Here is an 11,844-nt window from a genome sequence, read left to right on the forward strand (position 1 = left end):
GCTTACATGAAGCAAAAAACAATGCCAGCAATCTTAGCTACTTCTTTCCTCGCAGCAACTCTATTTACTCCTGCTGCTCTTGCAGAACATACGGTTAAACTACCAGCAGCAGAGAATCAAGCTGCAATACTAGTAGACTCTTTTACAGACGTACCGAATGATCACTTCGCTTATAAGGCGATCCACTACCTTCATAATCTTGGCTACATTTCTGGTAAAGGTAATCATCAATTTGCGCCGCAAGCTAGCATTACCCGTGCTGAAGCCGCATTAATGATTGTTAATGTTACAGGATTAAAAGCAACTGATTCCTATTCATTACAAGTATCGGATGTTTCTGCTAACCATTTTGCCTATGATGCTCTTCGTGCTCTTGAGCAAAAGAAAATTATGCAAGGCTATGAAAAGAAAATGCGCCCCAATGACCCTATTACGAGAGCAGAGGTAAGTGTTCTTCTAAGCAAGAGCTTTAACTATGCTGAGCCGGCCCGCTTCCACCATTTTACAGATGTAAACCGCAGTGCTTGGTCGTATGAATATATCAACAAGCTTGCAGAAAACGGGATCACCTCACAGCAAGGGGCAAACTTCATGCCTAATAAGCAGACGACTCGCGCAGAATTTTCTATGTTTGTCGCCCGTTCCCTTAACGATCGTTTTAAATAAAACAAAGAAATCCCTCAAGCCAATAAGCTTGAGGGATTTTTCTCTTACTTTTTATCAATATTGATATAGTACGGATGCAGGCTTGTGTCACCGTTTGTATCCTGCACGACAATGCTGTACGTACCTTTTGCTAAGTTAGCTCGTACAAATTCACGATCACCTTTACCGTAATGATCTGCGCTTGCTAGAGTTTGTCCGGCAGCATCAATAATTTTTATCATCCCATCTAAATCAGAAGGAATGTCTAATGTTGCTGTATAATAACCTGGCTCATTCACAGTGAATGAGTGCGTTTGGTGTACCCTTCCGCTGTGATGTTCTACCGGCAGGAAGCCCGTAGTTCTCCAGCTGTTCACTCCAACAGCACGGAATGCTTGCGGTTGTGCACGTGTGTGATCAATTTCTGAGACTTGCAGACGATAAGGCGTCAAGAGCGTATCTTCTCCAGAGAAGAAAGAATCATTGGCTACCGCAATAAAGTAACCGGCTCCCGATTTAACACGGAACGAACCTCGCAGTTCAGCCTCATCAATATACATTGGCATAAACGGCATGATACGCTGCTCTTCATTCCCAGTGATCTCACCATCACCATTTGTATCTTCAATAACTAACATCAACGGCAGGATATCTTCAAAAAGATTTTCCGGTAAACCGCTCTTAATTGCCTGTGAAGCTGGGAGGTTTTCAAAATGGAAACCAGCAACGCCATCTTCTTTAGCTTTGTAATAGAATACATCTTGACGACCTGTCATAGAAAGATTGGCATTGATTGCGTAGTTTGGCAGCTTTGCAGCATTAGTCAAGTCATCATTTTTCCAGTAAGCATCTTCAATATTTTCACGAAGCATAGATAGTGAAAGCTCGTATGCTTCAAGCGATGGCTGACCGTAGCCTACGTTATTCCCCATTGCCACCAAATACGTTTCACCCTCCTCGAGTCCTAGGTGGAGCACAGGTTCCCCGTCTAATTCTTCACCCGTAAAAAGGTTATAGCCGCCTGACTGAGTAAGGTACGTCAAATACGTTTCGCCTTCTTCTGTTTCATTCAGCTTAAATACTTCTAATAACGGTTTTAATGACTTCGCCTTGTTCCAATTCAATTGGTATAAGCCATTTGCCTCAGGCGTAATCTTAAAGAAATCAAAGTCACCGTACCTTTGGAAATAACCGTCTAGATTGTTGTTTAGGTCAAGCTCTCTTGCTGTATCAACAATGCTCTCGAGCTCTTCTTCTTCAAGGTACAGATTAAATCCTAATTGGAAGTAATCAAGCACCTGCTTTTCAAAGCTTTGACGTGCTGACCTGTAATCCTCGAACTCTTCTTCTGTCCACTCTTCATCATATGGCGGCATATCATAATAATTCGGATAGCCGTCTTCATCTTCAGGGAGGACTTTTGCCCGGATATTCATTTGGTAAGGAAGATGAGAGGAATCTCCGTGCATTGGACCAAATTCAAACATATCAAAAAACATGAACATGAATGGATCTAAATCAAATGCTGAACGCGTTGTTACTTCTACGACATATTCCATACCAGGAATCGTCTCAAACGTAAGCTGTGTATCTACTCCAACACCATAGGATTGATCCTGATACATTGGGTATGGACCATATTCGTCATAATAAACATCTTCCATATCCATATATTCTTCTAACTCTTCACGCTCGCCGTAGAACATATCAAATTCTTCAGCAAAATAAACATTGATCGCCGTATCAATTCCAGGTACTCCAGGAATCGTGATTTCCACTACTTCACCCTCATCTGATGTGAAGCGGAAATAATCTTGATCTCCCTCAGGACCAGCTAAATAAAGCGGCCCTGCGACATCTTTTGCTGTAGCAAACGGGAAACGATTAATCTCAATTGGTGAAGCTACAGTAAGACCATCCTCTAAATATTCATCCGCACGCTCTACCTCAAGTGTAAACGTGTGCGTCGAGTCTTTACGGTAATGTTCATTTGTGTCATAAACAGCAGCAACAATTGTTCCATCCATCAGCGCCTCATGAAGAACTGCTTCTATTTCGCCTTCACGCACTTTATCGATTACAATTGGTGCCTCATCGCTTCCTTCATACGTCAGCTCAATCGCTAAATCATATAAAGCAGAACCTTCTAATTTAAACTGAAGCAGTTCGCCTTCGCGGACATCAATGCGGTACAGATACTTGTCAGCCATGTTTCTAAACGAACCTTCAGCTTTCGCTTTGCCATTTGTAAAAGATAACGTCGATGTTGACTCACCGCCAGCACTTGGCAGTTTTGAAACGTCAAATGATAAAGCTGCTTTTGGATTGACCATACCAAAACCAAACTCTGTATCATACCCTTTTGCGCCAAGATCTGTTGCTGTCTGCTGCAGGATATACATCACCTCATACGAAGTAAGGTCAGGATGCTTCGATTTCAACATGGCGGCAACCCCTGCAACAATCGGAGAAGCCATTGATGTACCTGACATCTCTTCAAATGTAGAGTGCTTATCCACATCAAACATCGGTGCGTACACTTGGTTTCCTGGTGCTACCACATCAAGAGCAGGGCCATAGCTTGAGAACCATGCAAGCTCATTTGCTTGATCAGTCGCCCCAACATTAATAACCCCAGCATACGCCCCGGGATAGCTTTTAATGGTAGAGCCATTATTTCCTGCAGCCGCTACTAATACAATTCCTGCTTCAACAGCAACATCAATCGCATCTTGGATAATGGATGACGGCATCGTCGAACCGATACTCATATTAATGACGTCAACATCTTTCTCAACTGCATGAAGAATCCCTTCGGCAATTGTGAAGTCTGTTGTAAAAAAGCTGCGGTTAAATACATCAATGGAATAAATGTCTGCGTCTGGATAAACTCCATAACCGCCTACTTCATTTCCTTTTTCACCCGCAATAATTCCGGCAACATGCGTGCCGTGTGAATCAATCTGCGGACGCTTCAATGGGTCAAGGACATTGTATTCACCAACTAGAGCATGTTTTAACTCAGGGTGATTACGATCTAAGCCGCTGTCAATTACCCCGACCGTTACCGCATGATCACCTGTCAGCTTAAGTGCTTCCTCGATCCCAAGCTCATTTAAATGATACATAGTTGAAGCTTTCGGATCGGTGACAGCCAGCTGTTGAAAAGGTACGCTCGCCTGCACGCTGATCACTGAATCAAGGGCTGCGTATTTCTTCGCCACTTGCTCAAGCTTCATTCCGCCACGGATCTTTACAACATCATATCCAAGCGTCGGAATACGCTTTTGAAGAGTCGCTCCCGCCTTTTGGTGATCGGCATTAGAAATCGCCTCCGAATACTTAATGACTAACGTATCCTCACTCGGTCTTAACTCTTCATTCTTTACTCGATTCGAGGAAACAAGTTCATCTGATTCTATTCCTAAATCACCTAGTAATTTCTCAAGTCTTTCTTGATTCGAGTCACCTGTCGTTACAGCCGCTGAGACTGGCTGTGCGATTAAGGAGCTCACTAATAAGACAATCATAAATAGTAGAAACGTTTTGTTGCTGCGTCTGAACATGTTTACCCTCCTACAGTGTACTAGTTTAAATAGTCTATCTACCCTAGTTTACAGGAAAATAGTAGAAATATATAGAATTATTTTCAAGTAGTAGAACAAAAAGAAAAGCTGTGTAGAAGATTGGTATAACCTTCTACACAGCTTTCGTTCTTAATATAAATAGTCTTCTTCAAAATCAAATGAAAAATCTTCTACATAATAGATTTTCCAGCTTGAACCGATTTTCTTCATGTAGAATGTCGGCTCATAATCCACTGTTTCTACCACATTACGTCTTTTATCTGGATCGTAGTATTCAAACGTCATCGTTGCCCCTGTTCCTTTAACTTGAGCAAAGCGGGTATGGTTGCTCTTCACAGTGAAAGTCAGCTGACCTGTAATATTCATATCAGCTAAATAACCATATTCATAGATTTCTGTCGCAAACGCTTTTTGGAATCCTGTATAGTACGTGTTGATATGGTTTGTAAGCTGTGCTTTAGTTGCATTATCTAAAGAAAACAAGCTTGTTTGGTACGAATTCGCAAGTGAAAGAAGAGTATTTGCACTTGTAAGATTTTTCGTTTCACGGTTTAATGCACGGTGCAGAAGCACTCCTGCCTCACCGCGTGTAGCAGCACGGCCCATACCGAAAGTTGTTTGACTTACACCGCTCACAAGTCCAATCGAGCTTGCTTTTTTGATATCTGCTGCAGCCCAGTGGCTAGCCGGAACATCTGTGAAGTTCTTTGCGGTACCGCCTGTAAAGCTGATAGTATCCGAGAAAGCACGTACAATCATAGATGCGATTTGTTCGCGAGTTACATTTTGGTTTGGACCAAATTTGCCCCCGCCAAGACCAGCAATAATTCCGTGATCACTAGCAATCGCAATCTCATTACGCAGGGCATGGTTCGCTGGTACATCTGTAAAAGGGTAGCTTGTGCTTGTACTTTTTCTAGTTAACTGCAGGGAACGAACGATAATCGCTGCAAACTCAGCACGCGTAATCGTACGATTTGGTCTAAATTCATAATCACCTTGGCTCGTTTTATAGCCGCCAAATATATCAGCGTTCACTAAATCATCTAGCTGTTCAGCACCCCAGTGATCCCACACATCAAATAAAAAGTAGCTGTCAAAATCACGAGTCTGTGCAGAGGCAGACATAGGCATGATCGCAGTCAATGCCAGTAATACAGCTAATAAAAGCATATATACTTTTTTCAATTTTTTCATCCTTCTTCCTTTTTGTATAATCATTTCTAACGTAGTTTACTCCCTTGAGGCAGACTTTGTATACAGGAGGAAAGATGTGGTTTTTTACTAAAATTCTACTGACTAGAGACACTTTACAAATTGGTGAAAAAACCTTAAACTATTTGATCAAAAAAAGCAGAACCCCTTACTGGGCCTCTGCTTCGAGCGACTGACGTACCTCTTCAATATGCTCTTCGAATGTTTCTTCTGTTACCCACTCGCCAAAATCAGCTTCTTCAACCTCTTCATCTTGAAGACGTGCTGCTATCACATCTCCAACTTCGGCATAAAAATGATGAGCATCATAAAAACGGTCCACATTCGTCGTCACTTCATTTATCGTCATAAAGTTATATACTCCGCCAAATACGTCGATGATCTCACCTATCCAATGCGTGTAATCTGGAAGCCGTTCTTGTTCATACAATAAACGAAGCAGCGGCTCTGTTACCGGTGTTACGTACACGATAAAGTCAGTATTCGGATTTTCATCGACCATTTGCTGCAATTGATTCTTGTATCCAGTATGGTATTGATAACTCGGAGCATAATGAATTCCTTTATATCGTCTTAAGTCACCTTCAACCAGCTCGTCCTTATCTTCTTGACTGATCTGCTGAAACTCAGCCGTGTGGTGCCTGTCATAACGCCTCACAAATTGTTCGGTATCCATTAATGATGACCATGCATTCTTGTAGGAATATTCAAATGTATCCATTGATAATAACGTCTTAAAGCGATGAAGCGGATCTTCCACCGTTTCAAAATACTCACTAGGAAATTCTGTCTGCTTCCTTGTTTCATTCGTTGTAAAGAAATCAAGCCCCAGCACGATCAGTTCTGGTTCATGCCCATGTTTTTTAGCAAAATGAATATACTCATTGAACTCTTCAATGGAAACGGCAGGAACCGAATAATTAAACATTTTCACGCCTTCAAACTGATACTGATCCACAACGGTAGAGCGGCTGCTTCCAAGCAGGAGGGCATTGTAATCTTGAGCAGTATAGGCAAGGTGAAGCGATTTTTGCTCCCTCTCATTTATACTGTCTTGCCTCTCATTAAATGGGTTGGCATGATCAAACGCCCATAATGGATCCACCATATAATTAAATCCTCCAACAAGCATCACCAGCACTACACATACTGCTGCAAGCTTTATGAGCCAAGCCTTATAGACACCCATCCATAACCACCACACTTAGAAATTGAAATATAAAAACTCACTCACTTCAGATAAGCTTAAAATACTGTAGATTAATGCCGCTGCACAAATGAACACATGATAAAAATTCGGCTTAAAAGCTTCCATTCTCTCAATTGAGTTCCGCCAAGTTAATACAATGATAAATGCCATAGCTGTTAAGCCCAGCCCCCAATAAAAGTCCGTCTCAGCCATTTGAAATTCAGCCGCAAAAGTCAGCCAAGCCACCTGCTCCGCTGCCCATTCCGGAAGCGCAAATCCTGAGAGCCCGGCCATTCCTTTTAATACTTTCAACGCATCCTCAAAGCTCTCTGCTCTAAAGAACACCCAGGCAAAATTTACAAATTGAAAGGTAATAAACCAAGCTAACACCTTATTCATCTTAAACCCGAGCTGCTGCCACAGGCGATTGATCATCATCGCCACACCGTGAAGTACTCCCCACAAGACAAACGTCCAGCCAGCCCCATGCCAAATTCCGCTCACAAAAAAGACAATGAACAAATTTACGTACGTTCTTATTTTACCCCGCCTATTTCCACCAAGCGGGATATAAAGGTAATGGGTAAGAAAACGGCCAAGGGTCATATGCCACCTTCTCCAAAACTCTTGAATACTAAGAGACTTATAAGGAGATAAGAAGTTTACAGGCAAGCTGATATTAAATAGGAGTGCAAGGCCAATCGCCATATCAGCATAGCCGCTAAAATCAAAATACAATTGAAATGTGTACGAATAAGATACGAGCCACGCTTCTAGAAAGGTTAACGACTCACGTACATCAAAACCGTTTGTCGCTGTCTGGGCAAACGTATCTGCAATCGCCACTTTTTTAAACAGTCCAATCGAGAAAATAAAAATCCCCATTGCCATATGCTTTGGATTGATCCGTCGATTTTGGACGTCTTCAAATTGAGGCATCATCTCTTTATGATGAACAATCGGACCCGCGATCAACTGAGGGAAAAACGTGACAAACAGTGCATAATCAAGCAAGCGGTAATCCTTTGTCTCACCCCGGTAAGCATCAACCAAAAAGGCTATCTGTTGAAACGTAAAAAAGCTGATCGCAAGAGGAAGTGTTAACTCCAGCAAGGCCCAATTCGCACCCAGCAGCGTATTGACCGTTCCGATAAAGAAATCCGAGTATTTGAAGTAGCCAAGTAAAGCTACATTTCCAATGATCCCTAGTGTAACAAGAGCTTTTCGTATGGCGGGTTTTCGATCAGATACAAGAGCACGTCCAATTAAAAAGTTCATTGCCATTGAGGCTAAAATCAAGGGCAAATATAAAACATTCCACCAACTATAAAAAAAGAGTGAACTAACAACGAGCCACCCTTTGCTAAATGTAATCCATCCACATCGATTAAAAACGAAATAGAAGAGAAAGACGATTGGCAGAAACACAAACAAAAATTCATATGAATTAAATAACAACCGAATCCCCCACTTTATGTCACTCTCTCTTTTTACAAAATTCAACAAACTACCAACCGATTATATCAAGCTTTCCCCGTCTCGACAATCAAAGGAAAAACCCCTCTTCATTAAGAAGAAGGGTTCAGCATACTATTTATTTCTTCTGGTGCTCCACCACACCTGCTAATGCATAAAGAGCAATCATTGACGCAAAGTGACTGGACACATTCGTTGGGTCTTGCTGCGGATACACCTCAACAAAGTCCATCCCGACAATGCCGCGTTTTGTAAATTCATAAATTAACGTCAGCAGCTCATAAGATGTGAGGCCGTTGCCATCAACTGGCCCGCCTGGATTAAAAGCAAAATCCAGAACATCACTGCAAACGGAAAGATAGACAACATCCACGCCTTCGCTTGCTTGGTCATACAAGTCTGCTGCAAGCTTGCGAATATCCTTTGCTTCGCGAATATCATTGATCGTAACCGTCTTCGCACCGGCCTCGCGTGCAAACTTGCCGCTCTCCGGCTTGTTGCGCGGTCCGTGGATACCAGCATGAATTAAGCTTTCATTTCTCACACCATCAAGCTCATATAACCTTGCAAACGGGGTGGATCGCGCATATTTATCACCATCGTGATGCGGCATATTATCATAGTGAGCATCTAAGTGAAGAATACCGACTTTCTTTCCTGTCCGCTCGGTTAATGCTTTAACAATCGGGTAGGTAATCCCGTGGTCGCCGCCAAGGGCAAGCGGGAACTTCCCGGAATCCCACATATCGCCTGCAAACGACTCAATCCGGTTCATCGTCTCGATCACATCCGCTGGTACCACATCGACATCACCCATATCAGCAAGCTTCAGATGCTCGAAGACATCAATATGATCAAGCTCAGGCAAGTATCCTGAGTAGCGTCCTGAGCATAAGCGCATCACTTTCGGCCCTAATTCACAGCCTGTGTAATCACCCCATGTCACAGCCCCTTCCCAAGGGACACCGTAAATTAATACATCAGCCTCATCCGTAGATTCTGTCGTTCCGTTAATCGCTCCTAAAAATGGAGGTGTATTTCCGTAAATGTTCTCTGTCATCTTTATCCGCTCCTCTACTCAATAGTCACCCTCTTTATATACCCGGTTTTTGAGCAAAATAATCATCATTCTTCTTCATCGATCGTTAAGCCCTCTACATGCTTCCTTCCCATTTGGTGCTTCTTTTTACGATATTCCTTTGATTTGAAGATAATGTCGAAATCATAGTCTTCCGGATAGAGTTCATTTGCCGAAACGTGCAGGGTCAGCCTCTTATGGTTAACTGTCTTCTTCTCTCCTTTTACTTGAACAACATAATTCCCTGATTCATCCGGCCCTTTATAGACAATCCCTAATTCATCGGTTGTTGACAGACGAACCGTATCGCCTTGATCATAGCTCTTGATAGCTTGCTGATCTATACTCTTTTTTACTGGCTTTTTCCTCGCATACTTGTTGATGATCATTTGTTTTTCGTAGCTTTTTTGCTTCGTGTCTATGGTGTGATACAGCGTTTTGTTGTAAGTCGATTGATACGCACGCTGCACTAATTCTGGATGCATCCCTAATTTCAAGGCAATTTCAAATGCCTGACTTCTTCCTGTTTCACCCAGTAACAGCTTATAGGTCGGCTTTAATGTCTCAAGATCAAATTCCATCGAGCCATTGATAAACCCATCTCTTGTGTCGGCCAAACGTTTCAGCTCACTGTAATGAGTTGTTGCAAGAAGCGTGGCTCCTTTTTCATAGAGATGTTCCATGATTACTTGAGCAAGGTTCATTCCCTCATTAGGATCTGTTCCGGAACCGAGTTCATCAAGCAACACCAAAGTATGCTCATTCGTTTCCTCAAGGATCCCAATGATGTTTTTCAGCCTAGAGCTAAAGGTACTTAAGTTCTCATCAATACTCTGCCCATCGCCCATATCTACAAAAATGTGATGAAAAAGATGAAGATTACTTCCTTCCTTTGCTGGGATCATTAGGCCGGTAGCTGCCATCATTGATAGTAGACCTACCGTTTTCAGGGTCACTGTTTTTCCGCCTGTATTAGGTCCTGTGATCACTAACGCACGGTCATTGCTATCAAGCTGAATCGTGAGCGGGATCGCGCCGCTTCCTAACATCGGGTGTCTTGCCTCGTGCAAATCAATACGATACTCCCCGTTCACTTGTGGAATGGTGCCATCTATCTCAAGACCATACTTCGCCTTAGCAAACAGGATGTCATACTGGTGCATGGCATCGATGGCGATTTGAATCTCTTGCTCTTTTTCCATAATCATTCCTGTCAGGGTATACAACACTTGCTGAACTTCGTGATCTTCAGCTATCTTTAGGGCATCCACCAGTTCTTGAATCGTCCCTAGCTCACTCGGTTCTATAAATACGGTTGCTCCTGATGCAGACGTATCGATCACAATGCCGCTTACTTTTGAGCGGTACTCTCGCTTAATCGGCAGGGTATAATGTCCATTTTTCTCAATCATCATTTTTTCTTGTAAATAGATTTGATACTTTTTACTGCCTGCAAGCTTTTCTGCTCTTGCTTTGAGCTCCTCTTTTGCCTGCCTTAACTGTTTTCGAACACCAGCAAGCTCAGAGGTTGCATGATCATCTATTTGTCCGTGTTTTAAACAGCGCACAATCTCCTGTTCAAGCTCGCCTAAATCATCAATCGACCACGCATACGTTGTAATAAGCGGAGCTGTAAATTCTTTGTCCTGCATAAACTGTTTTAATTTCCGGCAATGATCTAAAAAGGACAGCACAATCGTCAGCTGATCAGGACGCAAGAACAGTCCTTTATTGACCTGCTCTAAGTAGCCGCTCATCTCATCAAGAGAATGGATCGGCACACTTGATGAGATGTTGAGAATTTGAACCGCTTCACGCACTTCCTCTAAAAGATGTCCGATCCTTTTTTTATTGGTTAAAGGCCGGCTCGCTATAATCTTAGCCTTCGCTCTTTCTGTAATGGCTTTATCTGCCACTTTAGTTAATATACGATGATAATCAAGTTGTTCCATTGCTTTATCATTCATGGATGATGCCTCCTAGTAAATAATTGAAAACAAAAAAAGCCGCCTCAAGCATACGCTTAAGACGGCAAATGAGGACCCTTCACTAAAAGTGAATTTTTTGCAGGCAAAACGACTGTTGAATGATCACAGTCTTCTCCCGCAAAATCAAGCTATGACCCCAGCCACAGCTTCTAGGCTTCCCTATTATTCCGCTAGATGCTTGTTCTTAACGAAGTCGTTGAATGGCATCCCAAATAAACCAGCACTCCGCTGATTTTTTACCATTTCAAGACCATATCCAGTTACGGATTAGTTAAGAACAACCACACTCATAAAAATTCTCCTTTATTGTGAAGGGCATTTGTTTTCCTCTATATCGTAGCCCCTCACTTATAAATTGTCAATTTCTTATAAATAAATAGATGATAAACCCTACCACTGGGAAAAACAGCGTTGCTACTAATACAAGTAAGCTGTATTCTTTACTGTTGCCTTTACGCATTGAATCGCGGTAACACCAGATGCTTGTGATAACGTTTAAAATAAAACCGCCGAATATAAGTAAGAAAACGGTCAGCATAAAAATGGCTTCCATGTTGGTCCCTCCGTTCTTATAGGATAGTTTACGTTAGTTGGTGGGAGAAGTTTCATTGTTTTATTCGAACCACACAAAAATATAACCCCATCCTTTTATATCATAAGAAGGAC

The 11,844-nt window shown here is 42.3% G+C and carries 8 protein-coding genes; 1 reads left to right on the plus strand and 7 read right to left on the minus strand.

What is annotated here, in order from left to right; all coding sequences use genetic code 11:
• Nucleotides 1-6: 6 nt before the first annotated feature.
• Complete coding sequence (locus PQ478_RS19180) at nt 7-666, plus strand: S-layer homology domain-containing protein (protein ID WP_289235209.1); 660 nt, start codon at nt 7-9, stop codon at nt 664-666.
• 44 nt (nt 667-710) lie between these two features.
• Here PQ478_RS19180 and PQ478_RS19185 read toward each other — a convergent pair whose 3' ends face one another.
• The 7 genes from PQ478_RS19185 to PQ478_RS19215 form a co-directional block, all read right to left on the minus strand.
• Nucleotides 711-4,211 (minus strand): S8 family peptidase, encoded by a 3,501-nt coding sequence (locus tag PQ478_RS19185; RefSeq protein WP_289235210.1) that lies wholly within the window; start codon nt 4,209-4,211, stop codon nt 711-713.
• A gap of 150 nt (nt 4,212-4,361) precedes the next feature.
• The gene (locus PQ478_RS19190) at nt 4,362-5,429 is read right to left on the minus strand and encodes an S-layer homology domain-containing protein (protein ID WP_289235211.1); all 1,068 of its coding nucleotides are present in this window, start codon (nt 5,427-5,429) and stop codon (nt 4,362-4,364) included.
• A gap of 166 nt (nt 5,430-5,595) precedes the next feature.
• Nucleotides 5,596-6,636: a hypothetical protein gene (locus tag PQ478_RS19195; protein ID WP_289235212.1), complete on the minus strand. Its 1,041-nt coding sequence runs from the start codon at nt 6,634-6,636 to the stop codon at nt 5,596-5,598.
• Between the two features lie 15 nt (nt 6,637-6,651).
• Nucleotides 6,652-8,094 carry an MBOAT family O-acyltransferase gene (locus PQ478_RS19200; RefSeq protein WP_289235213.1) on the minus strand — a complete coding sequence of 481 codons (1,443 nt, stop codon included), beginning with the start codon at nt 8,092-8,094 and terminating at the stop codon, nt 6,652-6,654.
• Between the two features lie 136 nt (nt 8,095-8,230).
• Nucleotides 8,231-9,172 (minus strand): agmatinase family protein, encoded by a 942-nt coding sequence (locus PQ478_RS19205; protein ID WP_289235214.1) that lies wholly within the window; start codon nt 9,170-9,172, stop codon nt 8,231-8,233.
• 65 nt (nt 9,173-9,237) lie between these two features.
• Nucleotides 9,238-11,157, minus strand: a complete 1,920-nt coding sequence (locus PQ478_RS19210; protein WP_289235215.1) for an endonuclease MutS2 — start codon at nt 11,155-11,157, stop codon at nt 9,238-9,240.
• A 379-nt stretch (nt 11,158-11,536) separates the two neighbouring features.
• Nucleotides 11,537-11,716 carry a PLDc N-terminal domain-containing protein gene (locus PQ478_RS19215; protein WP_411809989.1) on the minus strand — a complete coding sequence of 60 codons (180 nt, stop codon included), beginning with the start codon at nt 11,714-11,716 and terminating at the stop codon, nt 11,537-11,539.
• Nucleotides 11,717-11,844 lie beyond the last annotated feature (128 nt).

The sequence above is a fragment of the Alkalihalophilus pseudofirmus genome (assembly GCF_029094545.1).
GTDB classification, from domain to species: domain Bacteria; phylum Bacillota; class Bacilli; order Bacillales; family Bacillaceae_D; genus Alkalihalophilus; species Alkalihalophilus pseudofirmus.

What these genes read in the sequence shown, in the direction of transcription:
- PQ478_RS19185 (WP_289235210.1), bottom strand. Translation starts at nt 4,211, where the DNA reads ATGTTCAGACGCAGCAACAAAACGTTTCTACTATTTATGATTGTCTTA.
- PQ478_RS19190 (WP_289235211.1), bottom strand. Translation starts at nt 5,429, where the DNA reads ATGAAAAAATTGAAAAAAGTATATATGCTTTTATTAGCTGTATTACTG.
- PQ478_RS19195 (WP_289235212.1), bottom strand. Translation starts at nt 6,636, where the DNA reads ATGGGTGTCTATAAGGCTTGGCTCATAAAGCTTGCAGCAGTATGTGTA.
- PQ478_RS19205 (WP_289235214.1), bottom strand. Translation starts at nt 9,172, where the DNA reads ATGACAGAGAACATTTACGGAAATACACCTCCATTTTTAGGAGCGATT.
- PQ478_RS19215 (WP_411809989.1), bottom strand. Translation starts at nt 11,716, where the DNA reads ATGCTGACCGTTTTCTTACTTATATTCGGCGGTTTTATTTTAAACGTT.
- PQ478_RS19210 (WP_289235215.1), bottom strand. Translation starts at nt 11,157, where the DNA reads ATGAATGATAAAGCAATGGAACAACTTGATTATCATCGTATATTAACT.
- PQ478_RS19180 (WP_289235209.1), top strand. Translation starts at nt 7, where the DNA reads ATGAAGCAAAAAACAATGCCAGCAATCTTAGCTACTTCTTTCCTCGCA.